Here is a 23823-nt window from a genome sequence, read left to right on the forward strand (position 1 = left end):
GCGGATGATTTTCCAGTACGTTACACAAGCCGGTGAGCCTGCGGAGTGGCGAGCAGTTGCCTTCATAGCACGCCCTCTACGACGATGCCGTTCATGTACATCATGTTCTTAAGATCCATCAAGCGGTTGATGGTCAATTCGGAAAGTGCGTGCCCTTGTGACAGGATCAACGTCCCGTCCTTGAGGCGGACGCTCTCCTTCAGCACCATCCCGGGGCGCAAGCGGTTCAGCGAGATCGGTCGTCCTCCAGTCGGCTCCTTGGCATTGCGCACCTGACGAACTCCGGATGCATTCACAGTAGCCGAGCGATGGACGGAAGTGTTGGTTTCCTCGGACGACGGTAGACTCTTCAATTCGGTTCTGACCGCTTCGTATGCCACGGGGGAATGAAGGTGCAGGGGTTCCGACAAAGCCTGCGCAAGCTTTTCCTCCACGACGGCAGGAATGATGGGCTTTACCAGAAAGCCGTTGATGTCGAGTGCCAGCGCTGAACCGAGTATCTCGGTCTGCGAGAACGAAGTGAGCACCACTACCCGCGTTTCTGGTTTTGCGCAGGTCTTACCAGCGCGTATCTTCTGGATGAATTGCAAACCATTCATCCCCGGCATGTTGACGTCGGTGATGACCAGATCGAATACATGCCCATTCAGCAACTCGATAGCAGCCGTCGCGTTGTCAGCATCGACGATATTCGAATAGCCCAAGTCATGCAGAACCTGAAGTGTGAGTTTTCTGGTGAAGTCATCATCCTCGATCACGAGGACTTTCAGCTCAGCCGCCTTATGCGAGACCTCCCGGGCTGAAGAGGGAGTCAGGTGCGCGAACGTTATTCCGAAACTGTTGACGAAGTCGCGGAATGAACTTTCATCCATCGGCTTCGCAATGAAATAGCCTTGCGTCGTATCGCATCCGATGGCTTTCAGGGCATCCCAGTCTTGCTGGGTCTCCACGCCTTCCGCCACGCTCTTGACCTTCAGCTTATGCGCCATGTCAACGCTTGATTCGACCACGATGCGCAGTGCCTTGTTGTCTGCGAAGTCGGTTACGAAGGACTGGTCTATCTTCAGCTCTCCGAAGGCTATGCGCGTGAGTTGCTGCAGACTTGAAGAGCCGGTACCGAAATCATCAATGGACAGCACAAAACCGTTCATACACAGTCGCGCCAGATTCTCCAATGCGCACGCGACATCTGTCATGGCAGCGGATTCCGTGATCTCCAGCACGATGAACTGCGGTTCCACTCCTGCCGCGCGTGCGATCCGGGTGATCTTGTCTGCCAATGTCGTATCGTCCAGCGAGACCAGTGACAGGTTGACCGATACCGTCAGCAGGTGCCCCTGTCCATGCAACACACGTACTGCCTCCGCCGACCTTTTCAGGATATGGAAGGTCAGTTCATCGATGTTGCCAGTCTGTTCTAGCACCGGGATGAACATACCGGGACCGACCACTCCATGCGCTGGATGCTTCCAGCGTGCCAACGCCTCGGCGCCCACCAGTCGCCCGCTCTTCATATCCACCTTGGGCTGGAAGAACGGCTCGAACTGGCCGGCACTTATCGCCTGCATGATCTCTTCAAGTTGGAAACTCATTGCCGTGTTGGTCTGCGGTGCTTTTTGCGCCGTCTTGCCGTACTTGAGCAGTTGCTGCCGGAGCTGTTCCAGCAAGATCGGTTTCTCCATCATGCCCAGCAACTGGACGCCATACATCTGCGTCATTTTGCCGACCGACGTCAATATCTTGTCGTCCATCCCGCTGGTGAGGATGACAGCAACATCCCGGTGCATTTCTCCCAGATGGCGGAGGAATTCCATACCATCCATTTCTGGCATGCTCAGGTCGCACAGTGCGATATGGACGTTCTTCGAATCTGGATTAAGGAGGATATCCAGCGCCTGCTTGCCATTGCCGGCGGTCTGGATGGAAGTGATTCCCAGCGACTTCAGCATGGTCGTCATGATGCTGCGCTGGAATTCGTCATCTTCCACGATCAAGACGCTCAGGTCATGGATGTTCATCGCCCGCCCTCCGTGTTATCACCTTCCGAGATAAACGACGCCAGCCTCTCAAGTGCCTGATCAAGCGCTGCCTTGGCGATGGCCGCTGCTTTTTCATTATGATCCCGCGCCGCCTGCTCCAGCGCTTCACATGCCCGCGCCATGGCCGTGGCACCGACCATCCGGCAAGAGCCCTTCATGCGATGCGCGGTAGTCTCCGCATCGGCGATATTTCCTTGTTCGAGCATTCCGGGCAGCTTGGCATGATCGTCCCGGATATGTGCCAGGAAGTCATTCAATACGCGCGCATGCCCGGAACCGTCCGTCACGATAGCATCCAGGATCGAGTGGTCTAAAGGTTGCTCATGGTCATCCGTGGTCGTCACGGAAGGCATACTCGATGCACCGTTGCTTTGTGCAAGAGATAGCCATTTGGCCAATACCTGCTTGAGCTGGGCAAGGTTGGCGGGCTTCACCAGCAGTTCATCCATTCCGGCATCCCGGCAACGCCCCTCTTCCTCGGCCAAGGCGTTGGCTGTCCAGGCGATGACCGGGGTTCTGGGAAGGGACTCGTCCGCTTCCGCCTTGCGTATCTCGCGAGCGAGTTCGTAACCATTCATCTCAGGCATGTGGCAATCGGTGATGACCAGCACAAAACGCCCTTCGCGCCACTTCGACAGAGCGACCGATCCGTTCTCCGCGGTTTCGGCGCGCAATCCCAGCAACTGGATCTGGCGTGCCAGCAGATCGCGATTGATGGGATGATCGTCGACCGCCAGCACCAGCGGGGCATCGGCACCGACGTCGAGCAGAGGAACGACCTTACGTTGCTCCACTTCCAGGTGCGAACTTCTTATTTCTTCGCCCGGTGCACCGGAGACTGGAAGCGTCAGGGTAAGGCTGAAGACGGAACCTTCTCCTGGTGTGCTCTGCAATGAGATATCACCGTCCAACAGCTCCGCCAATCGCCTGCAGATCGCAAGCCCGAGTCCGGTCCCGCCATACATACGCGCTGTATCCGCGCTCTCCTGCCGGTAGCGTTGGAACAGGCGCTGTTGGTCTTTCAGGGCGATCCCCATCCCCGTATCCTTGACAGAGAAACGCACCTGATCGCTGCTATCAAGATGTTTCACAAGCTCTGCCCTCAGCTCGATCTCTCCCTGCAGGGTGAATTTGATCGCATTGCTGACGAAGTTGTTGAGTACCTGCGTCAGGCGCAAGGGGTCCACGACGTAAGCTGCCTTGAGACGCGGATCGGCATGCTGCCAAAGCATCAGCGATTTGGCGCTGGCGACACGCGAGTAGGTGTTGACGACATCCTGCAGCAAGCCCGGTATTGAAGTCGGACGCGGAGAGAGTTCAAGTTTTCCTTCTTCTATCTTGGACCAGTCCAGGATGTCGCTGACGATACGCAACAGGCCTCTGCCGGAATCCCATGCAGCATCCAGCGTCGCATGCTGCTCTTTGTCGAGATTCGTCATGGAAAGCAGCTCCAGCATGCCCAGCATGCCAGTGAGCGGCGTGCGTATCTCGTGGCTCATGGTGGCAAGGAAAGAGTCCTTAGCCTTGTTGGCGAGTTCCGCCTTTTGCTTCGCGGCTTCAAGCTGTTTCGTGGCCTCACGGTAGGCGGTAACATCGTGCGCAGTGGCGTACATGAGACCATCCTTGTCGGGCGCCGACAACCAAGACAATATCCGCCATGAGCCATCCTTATGCCGGTAGCGGTTCTCGAACCGCAGCACGGTCTCTCCGGACTTGACCTGCCGCTCGACCTCACGCAGGGTGACGGCATGTTCGTCCGGATGCACGAAAAAAAGATAGGGATGCGTCAGCATCTCCTCGGTGCTCCAACCCAGCGTTTTGGTGAATGCGGGATTGACGCGCTTGAAGTAACCGTCCGCGCTGGAGATGCACATCATGTCCAGCGATAGTTCGAAGAAACGGTCCAGTTGATCCTCTGCCGCCTTGCGGGCAGAGACGTCGCGCGTGATTTTCGAAAAACCCAGCGCTTTGCCTTCTTCGTTGTAAAGGGTGGTGATGACTACATTGGCCCAGAATCGCGTTCCGTCCTTGCGCACCCGCCAGCCTTCGTCTTCGCAACGGCCATGCTCCATCGCTTGGGAAAGCTTTGCTGCCGGTTTTCCGGATGCGATGTCTTCTGCAGGATAGAAGACCGAGAAGTGCCGCCCGATGATCTCTTCGGCCGTATAGCCTTTCAACCGTTCAGCCCCCTCATTCCACGTGATGACATGGCCCTGCAGGTCGAGCATCAGGTTCGCGACATCCTTGACGCCGTCGACCAGCATGCGATATCGCTCCTCGCTGGTCCGCAGCGCCTGTTGCGCGGCGTATTCATTGCCCACATCGCGAAACACCAGCACCGCACCGATCACGCTGCCATCGGTGTCGCGTATGGGCGCGCAACTGTCGGCAATAGGGGTTTCCCTGCCGTCACGGGCGATCAGCACGGTATCGTTGGCAAGACCGTGGATGATGCCTTCCGCCAGCGCAGCTTCTACAGGGATAGTCGCGGGTTGACGTGTCTTGTGGTTGATGATGCGGAAAATATCGGCCACAGGATGACCGAGCGCCTCCACCTGCGACCAACCGGTCAGTTGTTCCGCCACGGAATTCAGGCGCGTTATCCTACCTTGGGCATCGGTCGACATCACAGCATCGCCAATGGAATCGAGCGTCACTGACAATTTTCTCTCGCTGGCACGCAGGGCGACGGTTGCCTCCACAGCCTGCCGCACTGACCTTATTCTTTTTTCGTGCGAAATGCTGAACAGGACACCCATCAAGCAAAACACGCTGACCGAGACGAGTGTCATCGGCGTGTCGACGGCGAAGGAAAATTGAGGAGGGATGAAGAACCACGTGACTAATGCTGCCGAAAAAAACGTGGAGGCCAAGCCCGGGCGCAATCCTCCAATCCAGGAGCTGATGAACACCGCAGGAAAGAATAGAAGCCATACGTAAGGCTGAATTGCGGCCCAGAAGACCCATTGCAGCATGCCGGCAACGAGCGGCGGCAAGACCGCAATGAGCAGCATCCTGATCAATGATGGGGCACGAACTTTCATGCTGTCCCTCTTTGTGCGTTCTTGATCACGTAAAATGTGAACAAACGACAACAGCGCCGGAGAAATCGCCGACGATTAATCAGACTACCCTGTCCTGGAGGATTTTCATATATGCCGCACAGATATAGATACTTATCTATACCTGTATCTATATCAGTAGCCACACCATCATTATGGAAATAAAGTGGGATTGCTCATTTATCCCCTGTCTATATCAACCTGATGGGTGATGCCAATCCGGCGGGCTAGATTTGAGGCCCGGCGGATTGCGCGTACCGGAGCAGGCGAGGGAGCGACGAAAATGAAATTATTGAGGCGTCCGTCTGATGCTCAAACAAGCAAGATAGAAATCGTGAGCATTGATAAAATCCTCCGAGAGCGGCGCGCCGCCATGTTGCGCGTGGGAAATCTGCATTGCACCTTTGGTCGTGATGCCATCATCCAGCATCATGTCCAGCTGTTTCGCTAGGCGACCCGGGATGTTGTCGGAGCAGATGATGAATCCGCCGCCCATGCCGCGGACGGGCGCGTTGCGGATGTCGCTTGCATTCACTCCCCCCTTGGACAAATTGATTGGCGCATAGCCGCTCACGCGACTTTTCGAGGCGCTATGCGTTGATTCCGTTTCCGGTATCTTCTGCCAGATATAAAACGGTTCGTTTAGGGAAGTATTAAGCAGATCAGCGATGCGTTGATTGTCCTGGGTGACGCCTGTACTCTCGTTGTTTTGCGTTCTGCGCTTGTTGGCTTGACTGGTACCGCCTGAAGTAACGGAACGAATCTGTCCATCATAAAGAGCCTGTTCTATCGCCCTGAATTTATTGGCAAGGTCACTGCAATGTGAGCTTTCCAGCATCTCGCGCCCCTTGACGGTTAGTGTGACGAACATGGAGAAGATCGCCATGACGATGGCGGCTTGTATCAATGTGGAGCCGGATTGTTCAAGTTGCATAAAGTTGGTTATCCTTGGCTGATTAAGGGTGTTGCATATGGATACTAGCAGTATCCATTCTAAAAGTAGGGATTAATGTATCCGGACTGAATAAAATAGAATCCGCTGGATTTGTGCTAACAGGATAGCGACATACCGACAGCCAGCAGTCATCCCTTTTGGAATAAGCCTCCTTGCATCCAGCGTTTGCGTGACGCTACCTGACGCCCAGATAGATTTTCACCTTCATCACCATCGGGCCGACAGATTTAACGGCCTGTTTTAGCTGCGCTTCCGACACCCCCATTCTCTTTGTCCAGTATCGCAATTCCCACGGTTCGTTCACGTTGATGCGTTGCGGATCTTGCGGCTGACGGATGTTCAGATTGTCTGACATGTGGTTTGCTTCCTGAGAGGTGGGCTGTTTTTTAAAATAGCCTATCGTGCGCAGCAAAGGAATCGCCATGAATATCTATGCCTTTTCCGAAAAGATATAGATATTCTTTATCCTTGTACTGGGCAGCGATTTGGGAAACAATCCAAAACCCTATTGGCAACCATGGATATGGAGATCTCATGAATCGCAAGGAACTGATTGATGCACTGGCCGCCAAGACAGGCAGCAGCAAGGCAGATGCGGACCGTAACGCAGCAACTGATCTCCCGTCTATTGGAAGCCGCCTCGGCGCCTGTTCAGATCAGTGATTTTGAAGTGAATGTATCCGCCAGCATCGGCGTGACGCTCTATCCCGACGATGATGCCGATGCCGATATCCTGATGCGTCATGCCGATCAGGCGATGTACCTGGCAAAACAGGCAGGCAAGAATTGCTATCGCCTCTTTTATGTAGGCCGGTAAAGTCGAGATCAGAAGGTCTTGATCACCATGCTTGTCCTCAATCCGACTTGCTTTTGATGCGGTTAGATGATGCTTGCCGCAAAACCTAGTTCAGTGCACTGGGTAGCGTACAGGGCGACTTTCATTGCGGCGCGTCTCCGTGTTCGATGGCGGATGCCGTGATAAAGTGCACGCGTAATCCATGAATCGAGGGGGGGATATGGAACGCACGCTGTTATTGGTCGACGACGAAGCAGATATTACCTCCGCTCTGTTGCGTGTGCTGAGGAACGACGGCTACAAGATATTGTGCGCGAGCAGCGGCAAGGAAGGTTTGGCGCTACTCGCACAACACGATGTCGGCGTCATCATCTCTGACCAGCGCATGCCAGAGATGTCCGGCGTGGAGTTCCTGACCCAGGTGAAGGAGCTCTATCCGCACACCATACGCATCGTGCTGAGCGGTTACGCCGACCTTGATTCGGTGATGGATGCCATCAATCGCGGCGCCATCTACAAGTTCTTCGCCAAGCCGTGGGACAACGAAATATTGCGGGCCGAAGTGCTGGAGGCCTTCAGGCACCACGAGTTGGCGTGGGAGAAAGCGCATCTGCTGCAGGAGATACAGACCGCAAACGACCTGCTGGCGCAGGTCAATCTTGAGCTGGCGGAGGTGGTGTCGCACAAGGACAGTCAGATCGAGCATATCGCCCATTACGATGCACTGACCGGTCTTCCCAATCGCCTGCTGTTCAACGACCGTCTGGATCAAGAGCTGGCCCGCGCGCATCGGGAAGATCGTATGGTGGCCGTCCTGGCCGTCGGCCTGGACCGGTTCAAACAGATCAACGACTCTTTCGGACACCCCATGGGCGACCAGTTGTTGCAAGTGATGGCGGGAAGGCTGGCCGGCAAGGTGCGTGCGTGCGATACCGTGGCGCGCATCGCAGGCGACGAATTCGGCGTGGTGCTGACGGGCGTGAAAGCCGCGCATGACGTCGGCGATGTGGCGCAGAAGATAATCGATTCGATCGCGCAGAATCCCATGTCGATAGGCGACAGCGAAATATTCGTCACGCTCAGCATCGGCGTCTGCCTGTATCCGCTCGACGGGCCGAACACCGCGACGTTGCTCAGGAATGCGGATGCGGCCTTGCATCACGCCAAGACCGAGGGACGCAACAACTTCCAGTATTACGCCGCCCACATGAATGCCTCGGCATGGCAGCGGCTCCAACTGGAAACAGGGTTGCGCCGGGCGCTGGAGCGCGATGAATTCGTGCTCCATTACCAGCCGCAAGTCGATCTGGATCACGGCAAGATCATCGGCATGGAAGCGCTGCTGCGTTGGCAAAGCGCGGAGCGCGGTCTGGTCTCTCCCGGCGAGTTCATCCCGTTGCTGGAGGAGACCGGCCTGATCGTGCCGGTGGGCGAGTGGGTGCTGCGCACGGCATGCAAGCAGGCGCGCGCATGGCAGGCGGCCGGACTTTCCGGTTTTCATGTTGCGGTCAACCTGTCTCCGCTGCAATTCGGGCAGCCGGATTTCGCCGGGGTGGTGATCGCCATCCTAGAGGAATACGGCCTCGATCCGGCGCTGAGGATGATCGAACTGGAGTTGACCGAAAGTCTGCTGATGCACAACGTGGCCGGGACGATAGACACGCTGAACAAACTGCACGCAACGGGAATAGAGTTCTCCATCGACGACTTCGGCACCGGCTATTCCAGCCTGAGCTATTTGAAACGCTTTCCGATAAGCAGCCTCAAGATCGACCAGTCGTTCGTGCGCGACCTGTCCAGCGACCGTAGCGATGCAGCCATCGTCACCGCCATCATCGCATTGGGGCACAGCCTGGGGATGAACGTCATCGCCGAGGGGGTGGAAACCACAACGCAACTTGCACGCCTGCGCGAGATGGGATGCGACGAGATACAGGGCTATCTGTTCAGCCGGCCGGTGTCCGCGGCGGAAATGACACGTTTACTGCAAAACGGCGAAACCCTGAGTTTGCCACTGGAGGTGTGATGGAACGCACACTGTTACTGGTCGACGACGAGGAGAACATCACTTCCGCCCTGCTGCGCCTGTTGCGCCGGGATGGCTACCGCATCCTGCGCGCGAACAGCGGCGAGGCGGGACTGGAATTGCTGGCGCAGAACGAGGTCGGCGTGATTATTTCCGACCAGCGCATGCCGGGTATGACCGGAGTGGAGTTCCTCGGCCGGGTGCGCGAACTGTATCCCGACACCGTGCGCCTCGTTCTGAGCGGTTACACCGAACTCAACTCGGTGACCGACGCCATCAACCGCGGTGCGGTCTATAAGTTCCTCACCAAACCATGGGAGGACGAACTGCTGCGTGCCAACGTGGAAGAGGCGTTCCAGCGCTACGAATTGAAAATGGAGAACGTCCGGCTGGCGCAGGAGTTGCAGCGCGCGAACGCAGAGTTGCTGAGCATCAACCATGAGCTCGAGCGGCGGGTGGAGGAGAAAACCAGTGAAGTCATGCGCAACCTGAACGTGCTGCGGGTGTCGCAGGAAGTGCTGGAACACTTGCCGGTGGCAGTCATCGGCATTGGCGAAGACGGTGTGATCGCCATTGCCAACCGGGCCGCGCACAGCCTGTTCTCGCAGCAGGGAGCGCGTGCCTTGCTGGGCGAGACGGCCAGCGACGTCATCCCGCCCGAATTGCTGGCGTGCATGGCGGGCGCGGAATGCGACAGGCCGGATGAAAAATACCCGTACCGTTTGGACGATGGTCGGCAAGCCAGCTGCTGGTGCTGCAGGATGGGGGCGTTTTCGTTATCAAAAGGCTTCGTTCTCGTTATCGATGCCGGCATATGAAACTAATCATTCCGAAATTTGGCCCGAACCAATATGACTACGCGAATTACGATGGATAAGAACGCGATTCTCGACCGCCTGCATCAGTTGCCCGCCATGCCGCTGGTGGTGCAGGAGGTGCTGGCAAGTTTCAATGACGAGCGGATCGGCAGCGCTGTTCTGGCACACAAGATCGCGCTCGATCAGGGCTTGAGCGCCAGAGTGCTGCGGGTGGCGAACTCATCCTTCTACGGCCTGCCGCGCGAGATCGGTTCGATCCAGGAAGCGGTGACGGTGCTGGGCTTCGACACCGTCCGTTCGCTGGTGCTGTCGGCGGGCTTCATGCGCGCCTTCCCCGCCGCCGCGGGCAAGGGTTTCGACCGCCATGCCTACTGGCTGCGCAGTTTCCGGGTGGCGACCTACACCGAGGCGTTGGCGCAATGTCTGGGCAATGAGCGGCCGATGTCGTTCAGCGCAGGCATGTTCCACGATGTCGGCCAACTGGTGCTGGATGTATGCATGCCGGAACAGTTCGCCGACGTACTGGCGCAGCAAGCGGCTTCCGGCCGGGATCTGCTCGAATGCGAGCGGGAAGAACTGGGATTCGATCATGCCGAGATCGGTGCGGATATGGCCAGGCGCTGGAATTTTCCGGCCAAACTGGAACATGCCATCCGCTATTGGCGCGCGCCGGCGCATGAGCCGTTCGAGGCGGTGACCGCGATGGTGCATATCGCGGTGGAACTGGAGCGCGGCGCGGGCGGCGAGGCGCTGATCGAGAGTCTGCCGGAAACGCTGCGCGAGAGTTTGCAACTGAGCTGGCCGGAACTGGAGGTCTGTTTGCCGCAGCCGCAGCAACTGGATGCCACGGCAAGACTGATGCTGGCGACGCAGGATTGATGCACAAGGATATTGCGAGGAGGCAACGGAGACCATGGATCTTTCAAAGCGCAGCGCATCCCTGCTGGAGAATTCTCCCGCCCTGATCCTGCTGGTCATCGCCTTGTCCGTGGTGGCGGCCGAAGCGTCGGTGATGCTGCTGCTGAACTATCTCCCGCCGCTTTCCATGCTGCAGGAGGCGTTCGCCGATGCGGCCATGCTGGTCGTGCTGATCTCGCCCGCGCTGTATCTGTTCCTGTTCCGGCCCATGGTGGCGCAACTGCGCCGGCGCACACATGACGCGAAGGTGTTGCAGGCTTCGCTGGGAGAGTTGCGCTCCCTCAAGTTCGCACTGGACAGGCATGCCATCGTCAGCATCACCGATGCCAAGGGGCAAATCGTTTACGTGAACGAGAAATTCTGCAAGGCAAGCAAATACCGGCGCGAGGAACTGCTCGGGCAGAACCACCGCATTCTCAAATCCGGCATGCACGAGGACGGACTCTACATCGACATGTGGAGAACGATCTCTGCCGGCAACGTGTGGCAGGGTGAATTGTGCAACCGGAGCAAGGACGGTGAACATTACTGGGTCGAGACCACCATCGTGCCCCTGCTCGACGAGCAGGGGCTGCCGCGCCAGTACATCGCCATCCGCACCGACATCACGCGCTTGCTGGCGGTCACCGCGGCACTGGCCGACAGCAAGGCGGAACTGGAACTGCGCGTGCGTGACCGTACGGCCGAGCTGGAGCAGGCCAAGCAGGCGCTGGAGGCGGACATCCATGCGATGAAACAGCTCAACCAGAAACTGGAAGACGCACACAACCAGCTGTTGCAATCGGAGAAGATGGCCTCCATCGGCCAGCTGGCGGCGGGCGTGGCGCACGAGATCAACAACCCGATCGGCTACGTGTATTCCAACCTGGGCACGCTGGAAAAGTACGTGCAGGACACCTTCGGCATGCTCGAACTGTACGAACAGGCGGAAGACGCGCTCACCGACCCGGCCGTGCGGGCGCGCCTGCAGACAGCCAGGCAGAAATTGGACATCGCCTTTCTCAAAACCGACCTGCGCGCGCTGATGGAGGAATCGCGGGACGGCATCACCCGCGTGAAGAACATCGTGCAGAACCTGAAAGACTTCTCGCACGCGGACAGCGCCGACGAGTGGCGTTACGCCGACCTGCACCGCGGACTGGACAGCACCCTGAGCATCGTCAACAACGAGATCAAATACAAGGCGGAAGTGGTCAGAAAGTACGGCGAGTTGCCGGAAGTGGAGTGCCTGGCATCGCAGCTCAACCAGGTGTTCATGAACCTGTTGGTGAACGCCGCCCACGCCATCGAGGAGCGCGGCACCATCACTGTCAGCACCGGACGGCAAGGCGATGAGGTATGGGTGGAAGTGGCGGATACCGGCAAGGGCATCGCCCCGGAACACCTGAAGAAACTGTTCGACCCCTTCTTCACCACCAAGCCGGTGGGGCAGGGGACAGGGCTTGGGCTGTCGCTGTCTTACGGCATCGTGCAGAAACACCACGGCCGGATAGAAGTGCAGAGTGAATTGGGCAGGGGATCGGCCTTCCGCGTATGGTTGCCCGTTGAGCAAGCGCGCAACAGGACGGAATGATCACGTCAGCCGCAGCAGCGGGGAAAAGGATATCGAATATGCAACGGCACACACGATCGGGGCGCGTATGAGCGAGACACCAGACACGACAGCGACGATACTGTTCGTCGATGACGAGGCGAATATCCTGTCCTCCCTCAAGCGACTGTTTCGCCCGTTAGGTTACCGCATCCTCACGGCGGAAAGCGGCGCCGAGGGACTGGAGATCCTGCAGCGCGAGCCCGTCGACCTGGTGGTCTCCGACATGCGCATGCCGGAAATGAACGGCGCGCAGTTCCTGGAGCAGGTCCGTGCAAGATGGCCGGCGACGCTGCGCATCCTGCTGACCGGCTATGCCGAGATAGACGCCACCATCGAGGCCATCAACAAGGGGCATATCTACCGTTACGTCTCCAAGCCGTGGGAAGACAACGACATCACGCTGACGATCCGGCACGCGCTGCATCAGAAACAGCTGGAGCGGGACAAGCAGCGACTGGAAGAACTGACCTACCGGCAGAACGAGGAGCTGAAGGAGCTGAACGCCAGCCTGGAAACGAAGGTCAAGGCGCGCACCGAGGAGCTGCGCCAGACCATGAGTTTCCTCGAAGCCGCACACGAGAAGCTCAAGCAGGGTTTCATCACCTCGATCCGGGTGTTCTCCAACCTGATCGAGATGCGCGAGGGCGGCATGGCGGGGCACTCGCGCCGGGTCGCCGAACTGTCCAGAGCCATCGCCTGGCAGATGGAGATGAAGGAACCGGACGTGCAGGACGTATTCCTGGCGGCGCTGTTGCATGATGTCGGCAAGATCGGTTTTCCGGACTACCTGCTGGTGAAGCCGTTCTCGACCCTGACCGCCGAGGAGCGGGGCGCGGTGATCAAACATCCGGCCAAAGGGCAGACGGCGCTGATGGCGCTGGAACAATTGCACAATGCCGCGAAGCTGATCCGCAGCCACCACGAGCATTTCGACGGCTCCGGCTACCCGGACAGACTGGCCGGGCTGGAGATCCCCCTGGGCGCGCGCATCATCGCGGTGGCCAACGAATACGACTCGGTGCAGATCGGCACGATGTTGAACAAGCATCTGAAACAGGCCGACGCGCTGCTGTTCATCCAGGATGGCCGCGGGCGGCGTTACGATCCGGCGGTGGTGGATGCTTTCATCAGCGTCATGGGAGCGAACACTGAAACTGCCCATGTGCGGCCGGAACTGGCGCTGCATCCGGAGCAGCTCAGGCCCGGCATGGTGCTTTCGCGCGATCTGCTGACCAAACAAGGCGAACTGCTGTTGTCCAAGGATTACCGGCTGGACGAACTTTTGATCGGGCAGATCAGGAACTTCGAACAACAGGGCGACAAATTGACCCTGTATGTCTATGAAAAAAGGCCGGGACAGGCGTAGCGTCTGACGCCCGCTTTTCCATCAACTCCAACGGAGGGCGATCATGTACATCGAACAGCAATACTGGACGGCCAGTGACGGCTGGCAAAAGGAATCGGCGGCCACCGTCGACGGTAATGCCTCGCTGGTGCTGGTCTTCGGCGCGGGCCATGTGCTGGCCGATGCCGCGCGGATGGACGAGGTGCGTGCGTTCTATCCCGCCGCCCCGCTGCTCGGGTGTTCCACCTCGGGTGAGATCTGCGGCACCCGCGTGCGCGACGACTCGCTTGTCGTGACCGCCGTCCGTTTCGAGCATACCGCGATCAAGCTGGCGCAGACGACCGTCAACGGCAGCGCAGACAGCGCGCATGCCGGCCAGCGCCTGGCGCAGGATCTGGTGCAGCCGCAACTGGTGCATGTGCTGGTGCTGTCGGACGGGCTCAAGGTCAACGGCACCGAGTTGGCGCGCGGTTTGCGCGAGAACCTACCGCAGGGCGTGGCCGTGACCGGCGGCATGGCCGGCGACGGCGCGAACTTCAAACAGACACTGGTCTGTGCCGACGGCCCGCCCGCCGAAGGCATGATCGCCGCGCTGGGTTTCTACGGTGATCGCCTCAAGGTCGGTTATGGCTCCCTCGGTGGCTGGGACTCCTTCGGCGCGGAACGACTGATCACGCGCTCGAAAGGCAACGTGCTGTATGAACTGGACGGGCAATCCGCCCTTGAATTGTACAAACGATATCTGGGCGAACATGCGGCCGGGCCGGCGGAAGCCCTGCTGTTCCCGCTGGCGCTGCGCACCGACGGCGAGGGCTACGGCCTGGTGCGTTCGGTCATGGTGATAAACGAGGAAGAACAAAGCATGACCTTCGCCGGCGACATGCCGGAAGGGGGCTATGCGCGTCTGATGAAGGCCAACTTCGAACGCCTCATCGACGGCGCAGCCGATGCGGCGCACGCCACCAGCGAGACGCTGGGCGCGTCCAACCCCGAACTGGCTCTGCTAGTCAGTTGTGTGGGACGCAAGCTGGTGCTCAAACAGCGTGTGGAGGAAGAGGTGGAAGGCGTGCGCGAGGTGCTGGGCGAAGACACTGTGCTCGCCGGCTTTTATTCCTACGGCGAGATCTGTCCGTACGGTGCGTTCACCAAATGCGAGTTGCACAACCAGACTATGACGATCACCACTTTCTCGGAGCGATGAACCATGCACAGGCTGCTCGCACGCCAGATCAAGCGTCACCTCGGAGATCCGGCCGAACTGCCGGCGGGGCTTGCGGCATTCATCGCCGCTGTGGACGAGGCTTATGACAACGCCGATGCCGATCGCCTGCTGATCGAACGCTCCCTTGATTTGATGTCGAAAGAGTTGACCGAGGCCAATGGCGGACTGCGCAAGGAACTGGCGGAGCACCGGCGCATAGAACATATCCTGCAAAAGAAACAGGAAGAGCAGGATATCCTCATCAGGAAACTGGAAGATGCGCACAGCCAACTGCTGCAATCGGAGAAGATGGCCTCCATCGGTCAGCTGGCGGCGGGTGTGGCACACGAGATCAACAACCCGATCGGCTACGTGTATTCCAACCTGGGCATGCTGAAAAAATACGTGCATGACGCCTTCGGCATGATCGAACTGTACGAGCAGGCGGAAGGGGCGATCACCGACCCAGAAGTTTTGGCGCGTCTACAGGCGGCCAAGCAGAAACTGGATCTCGCCTATCTCAAGACCGACCTGCGCGCGCTGATGGACGAATCGCAGGACGGCATCACCCGGGTCAAGAAGATCGTACAGAACCTGAAAGACTTCTCGCATGCGGACAGCAGCGACGAATGGCGCTATGCCGACCTGCACCACGGTATGGACAGCACCCTGAGCATCGTCAACAACGAGATCAAATACAAAGCGGAAGTGGTCAAGCAGTACGGCGTCTTGCCCGAAGTGGAATGCCTGGCGTCGCAGCTCAACCAAGTGTTCATGAACTTGCTGGTGAACGCCGCTCACGCCATCGAGGAACGCGGCACCATCACCCTGCGCACCGGCCGCGAAGGCGACGAGGTGTGGGTAGAGATCGCCGACACTGGGTGCGGCATCGCGCCCGAACACCTGCAGAAGATATTCGACCCGTTCTTTACCACCAAGCCGGTCGGCAAGGGCACGGGACTGGGGCTGTCGCTGTCGTACGGCATCGTGCAGAAACACCACGGCCGGATCGAGGTGCAGAGTGAGGCGGGTAAAGGCACCGCGTTCAGGGTTTGGCTGCCTATCGTGCAGCCGCCGGAGACGAATTGATGCAAGCAAGGAAAATCGAGTTCACAAGAGCTGCTTGATATTGTCCTATCGCCCCCTTCATTTGACTTCTAAGAACTGGAAAATGTACATATGAACTAAAATCCAGACCTATCAAAATGATTAATAAAGGATTTAGTGCATTTGTCTAGTTAACTTGATTGGTGACTGTACATAAACTGTGTTCATACCGAGGAATTGATTCAATTTAGATTGAACGTGTTCATGAACACATTAGGTGTCGAAAATTAGCGAACCATAAAGTGAAGGCCGAGAACCTGCCTGTCTCAATCTCGGCCTGAAGAGACATTTCCGATTTTCTGAAATAGCTAATCAGTTGTGATGAAAGTATGTCCGTTGTTCATTCTGCAACGGACGTTTTCTACCTGCGATTATTTGAAGCTAAAGGAACAATTGTTAATCCAAAACGGTCATTGCTGTTCGCTAATTAACATGAGGCCCTTCCTGTAGTTAGAGATTATCGGCAAGGTATTCCAGCAACGGACAGCGCATGCGGCGAAAGCAGAATTGAAGGCTGTGCATCGCAAGATTCCTTGTCGATTCAGAGTGAAGGTGCGTGGTGCTATGTCAGAGCTGTTTGATGCTATCCATCAAGTCTTTGGCACGAGCCGCATCCAGTGTCACACCGAGCGCCTGCGAGACAGTACGCCACTCGTTGGCATTTACGGCTTCCTGATTCGCAAAACGCGCAAGGATGGCTTCAGCCTGATTGGCCACGGCTTTGTTCTTGCTGCGTTGCTGATTCTCGGCAGCGATCTGCTTGAGCAGATGTGTCTGGAGGAAGCTTGCGTAATCCTGATAGATGAGTTGATAGGCTTTGTTGACCACCCTGTGGCCTGAATGCATAAAACAGGTTGTGCCACCGGATCTGACAGAAGCTCCGTTGTCAATGAAGCTGTCTTCACATGGACCATCGCTCCACTGCTCATAGAGGTTTTGTGAATGGCTCCAATGGGCAGCTTTACCCTTGAACATAGGTTTGACTTCGTATTGAAGTTGATGGGTGAACGACTGCATCGCCGTGATCTTGTAGGTGTGTACCGGATAGTAGTCACCCGGCGCGCCCGGCCCGCCTGTGGTCGGTGCATTCTTGCGCAATGCATCGAGTTCAGCGAAGGTGTTCTTGTTCATCGCGTTGCGGTCTCCCTTGTAGCTCTTGAGATACTGATCCCCAGTCTGGGTGGTGACCGTGCGTGAGCGATATTCCTCGAAGTTCTTCCAAGTACTCTCCATGGAACGCCCCGCCGCATCAAAGCTGTTGCCCATACTGGTCAAACCTTGCGACAGGGCCTGATTCTTCCTGGCCTGCCCCTGTGCACTGATCCACCACTCCGTATTCGCCAGATAGGCATTGCGCACCGTTTTGCCATAGGTGAAATCATTGAGGCCGATCTTGATGCGGTATTCGCAGTCGAAGTCCCCCGCGCTGGCTTTCACCTCGGTTCCGTATGCCGCCGCCGGGACCAGCTGAACGAAATCACGGAGCAGACGTTGCGTGATGCCGTTGCTGAGCACTTCGTTCGGCGGACCAAGTCTGCTCGTCTGCTCTCCGCGTTTGGCAGGCACGTCCTCGTAACTGGCCAGACAGGTATAACGGTTTGCGAGGTCACGCTTAAGCGCGAGGATGTTGCCGGCCATGCCGGCCTTCAGGCGCGCCTGCTTGTCGTCCAGCGTGGCGATACGGGCCAGCGCCGAGAAGATGCGCTTGCTGTTCATATCTGACTCGATGATCTCGGCAATCTTGCGATCCTCATCAGTTACCTGAATGTCAAGCCCGCCGCCCGCCTTGCCGAGCCAGTCGTTCAGGCTGGATAACGCCATGGCTTGAGCGCCCGGCATGCCCTTGGTGGGACGTGTTTTCAGCAAAGATTGCAAAGTGTCAGGATTCAGGTCGGCAAGCATGTTCACGGCTACGGGTTTCAGCCGAGATTCCAGCGAAGTCGAACGTGACTGGCGCGACAGCCCCTTGAGGAAGGTCTTCAATCCACCTTCAGGCAACCAGTCCGGAGCGGCATACATATCGAACGAGTCGCCATACTCGCTCAATGTCACGGCGTGCGTACCGAATGCCAGCTCGGGCAGAGTCTGGATGGCTTCTGGTGATTGCACCCCGAAAGAGCCGCCGATCATGATCACATTGTTCCAGCCGTCGAACTTGCCCGCGATGTCGCGGTCATCGGGTTTGCTCCACAGATAGCCGTATTCCGGAACGAACAGATACCCGAAAAGTGTGACGTTCACCAGAATGTTCGGTGTGCCACCCTGTTCGCGACTACCGAAGGAGACGTTCTTGGTCTTGATCAGCAGGTTCTCGAACAACAAGCCCTTGGAAGGAATCTTGACCATCGTGGTGGTGTAAAGGACGGTCTTGAGACCTTGGCCGCGCAACGAGATGCTGTCCGGGATGTTCTTGGTGTATGCAGTGATGTTGATACTGCCTTCACCGGCTTCGATCGAGTCCCCGCGCCGGACTTTCGGCATCACCTGTTCCACGCTGCCGCTGGCGACCACCTTACCCTTACTGGAAAGGGTCAGCGAGGCAGGCTGCAAACCGGTGAGGGGATCCTTGCTGGAATCGTTGTAATAGGTTTCCACAGCAGACTGGTATCTCTTCGCCAGATCCTTTTGGGCATTCAGCTGTTCACAACAGGTTTGATAGGTCGCGTAAAAATCACTGGGGAAACGTTTGGGACAATGCCAAGTCTTGCATGAAGGAGCGAAGTAGCAGTCACTCAGGCCTTTTCTGATGCCGGTTTCGCGCCAATATGGGAAATAGCCATTCGGGTTGGCGCTGTTGACTTCTTCACATGCGGAAAGTGCGACCGGCCCTCCGCCGAGTCCACCTGTCCCGGCACATCCCGCAAGCAGGGCAAGCAAGGACAAGATAGAAATGGACAATCGTTTCATGGAACACCTCCTAAGTGACTATATGCGACGTTTCGAGCCTTCATATTTTAGCGGTAACCCAGGCCGTGACTTCTGCCCCGCCCGGACTTTGTTCGTCGAGGATAAAACGGGAATGACGTGTTTGCAGCCATGTCCATGGCGCGTGGACCATCACTGCGTGGAACGACTTGAACCTGCCTTCCTCGTACTGGTTGTCCAGGAAATCTTCGCGCTTGAATTCCCGCAAGACCCTGCCCTTTACCAAGCGCGGTGTGGTCAGCCGCGCGTGCTCGCCGCAGACCTCGAAGGACAATATGTAGCGCCGCAGGTACGCAGCCATGCCCAAACTGGGCAGCAGGATTCCGGCAAGGCACAGCGGAACCACGAATAGCAGCTCCTGCACTGGCGCAGGCGGAACCAAGCCCGGTCGCCCATACAATGCAAGGTGTAGCAAGTAGGCACAAAGCCCGGCAAGAACAAGGCACACGACTTGCACGAAACGCACGCGCCCAATCCTGTCGTTTCGGTAAAGGGCTCGCCAGTTATTACATTGCACTGTGTTCGACATGTGCGTTACGCCGTGGCAACCGGTCGCAAGTAGTGTGGGATCCGTCCGGATCGTCGGTGCAATTGCAAGCAAAGGCACGCGGATAATGCCCGTGTACTGGGATTGGCGTACCGATGCCAATCAATTTAAGGGCAGTTCTTGTAATTACTTGCACGGCACTCGGTTGCCAGCTTATTAGCACGGCCAAGTTCGGAAGTAGTAAACCCCATCCCCAATTGGCTGGCCATCTGCGCCCACAAGGGCTCTTGTTCAGCCAGTTTGAACCACATGTAGGCCAGAATCTTATCCTTCGGTACACCTTCGCCGGTCTGGTAGGAAAGGCCAAGAAAGCCTTGTGCCATGACATCGCCCTGCGCGGCGGATTTACGGAACCAGATCGCGGCCTGCGTCTTGTCCTTGTCTATGCCTTTGCCATCGTTGTAGGCCATGCCCAGTTTGAGTTGGGCCAAAGGGTCATCGGCTTCTGCAAGCGCTCTGTATATGGACACGGCTTTCGCGGTCTCGCCCTGCTTTTCCAGTTTCAATGCTTCCGCCAGTTTTTGCCTGGTAGTAGCAGCAGATAGTGTTGCGGATGAGGCCGGGCTGAGCGGTTTGCTAGCGACATCGGCCTTGCCCGCCGCCGGAACGAGCGCGCCTTCGGCTAGGCGAAATGCATTCTTGATGGCGATTTCGCCTGCCTTCGGGTCGGCAGAATAGCAATGGATAAGGAAGGTGTTGGCGGGCGACTCTACCACTGCATCAGTATCGTAAAAAACGCCCCCGCCCTTGTGTTTTGCACGCCAGAAAGGGGCCTTGATCGGCGTGCGCTTTGGCCAGCCGCCATCACCAAGCGGCCAGAAACCGCGTGAATCCACCTTCTCCCATCCCTGGAGTTTTACGAGTTGTTTTTCGTAATGATCCAGTACCGTTTTTTCCGATGTTGCCTGCAATTCTGCCAGTGTTCTGGGACCTCGCCAGTAATTCAGGGGGTAAACCGTGCACTCGACATAGTTATTGCCGCTTTTTCCTGAAAAAAAGATCGCCTTGGGATTGTTCTCATCTGGCTGCCATGACCAGCCGGTTGGAAGTATGAAGGTATACAGACCATTCGCTTCCGTGAACCTGGAACCATAGGCTGGATTTCCGCCGATGGGGGTGGCCTTGCCGCGGTCCGAAGCAGGTGCCTTGTCTACGTCAAAAGCAAGGTCGCCTTCGAACATGGAGGCCTTAATATCTGTAGCCGAAGCAGCGTATGAAAACGTGCATCCGATCAGGACTGACACTAGAATTTTGAAAGCAAGATTCATTGAGCTGCTCCGAAAAAACACGTACCGGCAAGTTGGACTATGGCAGAAATCAAAGATCGAAATCTTCCAACTCATCCTTCAGGTCATCTGCCGTTTCGGGGGCGTATTCATTCTCGAAATCCTTGGCCAGGTTCATCACCTTTTTGCCGGTCAGGCCCTTGTAGGGATAGTCCGCGCCGATCCATACCCACTCGTCGTTCCATAACACGGTCATCTCGGCGGCATCTTCGAACTTATTCTTACTCACCCACTTTTCAACGGCAGCCGTGGCTTTCTTCTTCACATCTTCCGAATCTGTTTCCTTGTGTGGCACGGCAACCCACAGGATCATCTTGTCCCCGAAGTTCTCCATCCAGACCTTGTACGATCCGCCTCCGAAAGACACGCCCCAGTTGCCCTCCTTGCCATCCCCTTTGACTTCCTTGTATCCCTCGTGCAAGGTGGGATTGAGCGTATAGAACTCAGCCTTGTTCAGGTAAGTCAAATCAGCGCCCTTGAGTCGATCCCACATGGCCATGCGGTACAGCTCCTGGCCGTTGGTGATGTCGCACATCAGGAACTGAGCCTGCCCGGTCAGCCAGACGATGCGATCTGTCACATCAGATTTGTCCATCCCTTTGGCAAAATCGGTCTGTGCTGTGATGGCATAGCCGCCGTTGGTGCGCGTCAGTTGTACCTTGGTGTCCTTGTATTCCTTGGCCATCTCCTCGCGGCGATCCTTGATCTGCTTCTCGACTTCTGCGACCTCCTCGTCAGTTACCGACTGCGACAGAAAGGTGAACGTCATGTGGTCGCCATAGTTCTCGACTACAGCAGGAGCGTTGTAGGACATCATCGGGCGAGTGCTGCCCACTGCATGCCATGAGGATTCGATACTGCACAAAGTAGTAAGTGACAGCCGCTAAGCCCCTTCCTTTGCAGTATTGGATTGGACTTGGTTGCCGACAGGGTCGCAGACCTGAGGAGACTTGGGTCCTGGCCCTTTGTTCTGCATCTCCCATCGCTCATGACATGCGCTGCCGAGCGCGGGGGAAAAATTCTTGAAGCTCCAGTATTTCAGGTCATCTGCGAGGGTGGAGGCAGGGGCGGCGAAGCCTAACAGCAACAGCGCCATTGAAATGACTCTAACAATATTCATGCTCGTCTCCTTGTATCTGGGTTACATCGTCCAGCGGATGCCGACCATGGTCAGCGTGGAATCATGCTCGGTATTGGGTGGATTATTGTTGGCGAAGGCAACTTCGTCATGGGTCTTGCGGTAGGTCAATACGGCTTTCCACTCAGGTGAAAATTGCCAGTGGATACCAGCCTCCACGTTTTGGTAAAGGCCGAACTTCGCAGCATTGAACAAACCCATCAGGCCTCGCGAATACTCGACATAGGGAACCACGCCATCGATCACTTGTGTGGAAGCGGAAATGCTTAAGGGTGTCGAGAGGGTCGAGTGCGATCCGTTGAGGTGAGAGAAATAGTACGTGCGCAGGCCCCAACCGAATGCTACTGAGACTGGGGCGGCCGTCAGTGCCCAGACGTTCTGCTGGAATTCAAGCCCAACGACAGAGGGTTGCTTGGTCGAGGAAGTTTGTGGTGCCAGTGTGTCGGTGAGCAGATTACCCTTGGAGCCAATTACCAGCGCCCAAGTATCCCCTGCCGTTGGTACCGGCTCGGGCTGTTGCCATGAATATTCATAGCTGGCGGTATTGCCCTTGCGATACGCCTCGCTCACCTCTTTTTCTTTTTCCATACGCGCTGCGCTTTCGTTTAGCGCACCGCGCACGGCAGAAGTCATCGCCCCTTGGGTATCGAACCAGACGAAGCGGTGCAAACCGAAAGATGAATCCTCACGGACTGGCGTGGCAGCTCCGGCAAACTGGTAATACTGGCTTTGCAGTGAAAAATTGCCGTATTCGTAGCCAACTTCCAGGTCGCTGGCTGTCGCGTTGAATGAAATGAGTGAAACAAGGACAAATAAATACTTTGATTGGAAGCCAAAATTGAACATCAAGATTCTCCGATAAAAACAAGGCCCCTCACGGGGCCTCTACAAAACTACTTTACAGCGACTTTCTGGCCGATCAATTCGGCCAATTTGCCGATCTCCTTTTTCGACTCGGCGGTGAATGCCTTGCCGTCCACTTTGGCCACATATTTGCCAGCTTCAAGGCTAGCGCCCTGACCCATCATCGCGCCGAACAGGGCGACCGCGCCGGTGGCGGCCTTCTCGCCGGAAGTGGTGACCTCCTCCAGAGCGCTGACCTTCTTGTCACCGACCAGTGGTGTCGTCAGCTGTACGCGGGTGAAATCCTTGGGCATGTTGAACTCAGTGCCGTTCGGCAGCTTGCCGGTATCGAAGTTGGTCTGGAACTCGATGCCGGTGATCTCGGGTGTGACCGTCGGTGAAGAGGGCTTGATCGAGATCGCGGGGATGAAAGCCACTTTTGCGGAGGCAGAATCGCGGTCCGAGCTGCCCATTGCAGTGTAGGAATCCACTTCGGTCTCGAAGGCACCGTAAGCAAGATTGAGTGTGATGCGTACCACGGCGACGCCATCAAGCGTACCCAGTACCTCGCGTGCGATATCGCCTTCCAGCTTGCTGTTCATATTGCCCACGCCGAGGAAGAAGCTGCCGTTCGGGTCGATCTTACCCATGGGGTCGTAGACTTTCATGCCGGTCGGTGCCAGCGAGAGCATGTTGTCGCTCTTCACTGGCTCGGTGCCGGCATTGATCTTCTTGAACGCCTCGGTGGCGGTCACCTTGGACAAGGGCACGACCTCGAAACCGGCTGCCGTCAATTGCTTCTCGAAAGCCTGCCAAGCACTGTCCGCGACCTGTTGCAGCATCTTGGTGTCCGGATCGGTCCACTCCGTGAACATGGAGGCCTTGGCAGATGCATTGCCGCCGCCAAAGAGTCCGCTCTTCGCCTTGGCAGTCTTGTTCAGTTTGGTATGCACGTTGACCTTGAAATAGGGTACGACCACCTGCTTGACGCCGTGCTTCTTCAGCTTGGACAGATTCTCGTCCCTGAAGTCATCCTTGGCTTGGGCGGGGATGGAGAAGGTGAAAGTGAGCAGCGCGAAGGCTGCAAGGAATCTGCGGATCGAAGTCGAATGCATGTTGTGCTCCCTGAGTACGAAAATGGGTGAATGGATTAGCCTGTAGCTGGCAGGGGATTTTGGGTGTGCAAACAGCCGCACACAATCCCGAGAACTCGGGGGGTGGTA

Annotated in this window: 19 protein-coding genes; 8 read left to right on the forward strand and 11 right to left on the reverse strand. The window is 57.0% G+C overall.

Annotated elements, in window-relative coordinates; all coding sequences use genetic code 11:
- Positions 1-62 precede the first annotated feature (62 nt).
- From ACYPYQ_RS04990 to ACYPYQ_RS05005, 4 genes are all read right to left on the reverse strand, one after another.
- Positions 63-2018 (reverse strand): EAL domain-containing protein, encoded by a 1956-nt coding sequence (locus tag ACYPYQ_RS04990; protein ID WP_459720652.1) that lies wholly within the window; start codon positions 2016-2018, stop codon positions 63-65.
- Positions 2015-5083 (reverse strand): PAS domain S-box protein, encoded by a 3069-nt coding sequence (locus ACYPYQ_RS04995; protein WP_459720655.1) that lies wholly within the window; start codon positions 5081-5083, stop codon positions 2015-2017. Before ACYPYQ_RS04995 ends, ACYPYQ_RS04990 begins: the two co-directional genes overlap by 4 nt.
- 307 nt (positions 5084-5390) lie before the next feature.
- Positions 5391-6035 (reverse strand): hypothetical protein, encoded by a 645-nt coding sequence (locus tag ACYPYQ_RS05000; protein ID WP_459720658.1) that lies wholly within the window; start codon positions 6033-6035, stop codon positions 5391-5393.
- 196 nt (positions 6036-6231) lie between these two features.
- Positions 6232-6480 (reverse strand): DUF3606 domain-containing protein, encoded by a 249-nt coding sequence (locus ACYPYQ_RS05005; RefSeq protein ID WP_459720661.1) that lies wholly within the window; start codon positions 6478-6480, stop codon positions 6232-6234.
- A 132-nt stretch (positions 6481-6612) separates the two neighbouring features.
- On the opposite strand from ACYPYQ_RS05005, the gene ACYPYQ_RS05010 reads away from it, so the two are divergent.
- From ACYPYQ_RS05010 to ACYPYQ_RS05045, 8 genes are all read left to right on the forward strand, one after another.
- Positions 6613-6873, forward strand: a complete 261-nt coding sequence (locus ACYPYQ_RS05010; RefSeq protein ID WP_459720664.1) for a diguanylate cyclase domain-containing protein — start codon at positions 6613-6615, stop codon at positions 6871-6873.
- Between the two features lie 199 nt (positions 6874-7072).
- Positions 7073-8878 carry a putative bifunctional diguanylate cyclase/phosphodiesterase gene (locus ACYPYQ_RS05015; RefSeq protein ID WP_459720667.1) on the forward strand — a complete coding sequence of 602 codons (1806 nt, stop codon included), beginning with the start codon at positions 7073-7075 and terminating at the stop codon, positions 8876-8878.
- The gene (locus ACYPYQ_RS05020) at positions 8878-9696 is read left to right on the forward strand and encodes a response regulator (protein ID WP_459720670.1); all 819 of its coding nucleotides are present in this window, start codon (positions 8878-8880) and stop codon (positions 9694-9696) included. The genes ACYPYQ_RS05015 and ACYPYQ_RS05020 overlap by 1 nt, the downstream gene beginning before the upstream one ends.
- A gap of 51 nt (positions 9697-9747) precedes the next feature.
- Positions 9748-10575: an HDOD domain-containing protein gene (locus tag ACYPYQ_RS05025; protein WP_459720672.1), complete on the forward strand. Its 828-nt coding sequence runs from the start codon at positions 9748-9750 to the stop codon at positions 10573-10575.
- Positions 10576-10609: 34 nt separating this feature from the next.
- Positions 10610-12187 (forward strand): ATP-binding protein, encoded by a 1578-nt coding sequence (locus ACYPYQ_RS05030; RefSeq protein ID WP_459720675.1) that lies wholly within the window; start codon positions 10610-10612, stop codon positions 12185-12187.
- A gap of 67 nt (positions 12188-12254) precedes the next feature.
- Positions 12255-13574: an HD domain-containing phosphohydrolase gene (locus ACYPYQ_RS05035; RefSeq protein WP_459720678.1), complete on the forward strand. Its 1320-nt coding sequence runs from the start codon at positions 12255-12257 to the stop codon at positions 13572-13574.
- A 43-nt stretch (positions 13575-13617) separates the two neighbouring features.
- Positions 13618-14754 carry an FIST signal transduction protein gene (locus ACYPYQ_RS05040; RefSeq protein WP_459720681.1) on the forward strand — a complete coding sequence of 379 codons (1137 nt, stop codon included), beginning with the start codon at positions 13618-13620 and terminating at the stop codon, positions 14752-14754.
- 3 nt (positions 14755-14757) lie between these two features.
- Positions 14758-15843, forward strand: a complete 1086-nt coding sequence (locus ACYPYQ_RS05045) for an ATP-binding protein (protein ID WP_459720684.1) — start codon at positions 14758-14760, stop codon at positions 15841-15843.
- Positions 15844-16428: 585 nt separating this feature from the next.
- Here the strand turns inward: ACYPYQ_RS05045 and ACYPYQ_RS05050 are convergent.
- From ACYPYQ_RS05050 to ACYPYQ_RS05080, 7 genes are all read right to left on the reverse strand, one after another.
- Positions 16429-18768, reverse strand: a complete 2340-nt coding sequence (locus tag ACYPYQ_RS05050) for a hypothetical protein (protein ID WP_459720687.1) — start codon at positions 18766-18768, stop codon at positions 16429-16431.
- Between the two features lie 40 nt (positions 18769-18808).
- On the reverse strand, positions 18809-19252 hold the full coding sequence (locus tag ACYPYQ_RS05055) for a hypothetical protein (protein ID WP_459720691.1): 444 nt from the start codon (positions 19250-19252) through the stop codon (positions 18809-18811).
- Positions 19253-19440: 188 nt separating this feature from the next.
- Positions 19441-20601, reverse strand: a complete 1161-nt coding sequence (locus ACYPYQ_RS05060) for a tetratricopeptide repeat protein (RefSeq protein WP_459720694.1) — start codon at positions 20599-20601, stop codon at positions 19441-19443.
- Positions 20602-20650: 49 nt separating this feature from the next.
- Positions 20651-21388, reverse strand: coding sequence for a hypothetical protein (locus tag ACYPYQ_RS05065; RefSeq protein ID WP_459720697.1), 738 nt, complete (start codon positions 21386-21388; stop codon positions 20651-20653).
- Positions 21389-21502: 114 nt separating this feature from the next.
- Positions 21503-21739 (reverse strand): hypothetical protein, encoded by a 237-nt coding sequence (locus tag ACYPYQ_RS05070; protein WP_459720699.1) that lies wholly within the window; start codon positions 21737-21739, stop codon positions 21503-21505.
- Positions 21740-21760: 21 nt separating this feature from the next.
- Complete coding sequence (locus tag ACYPYQ_RS05075) at positions 21761-22603, reverse strand: hypothetical protein (protein ID WP_459720702.1); 843 nt, start codon at positions 22601-22603, stop codon at positions 21761-21763.
- 47 nt (positions 22604-22650) lie between these two features.
- Positions 22651-23715 carry a hypothetical protein gene (locus tag ACYPYQ_RS05080; RefSeq protein ID WP_459720705.1) on the reverse strand — a complete coding sequence of 355 codons (1065 nt, stop codon included), beginning with the start codon at positions 23713-23715 and terminating at the stop codon, positions 22651-22653.
- Positions 23716-23823: the final 108 nt, after the last annotated feature.

It is taken from the genome of Sideroxyarcus sp. TK5, assembly GCF_054601595.1.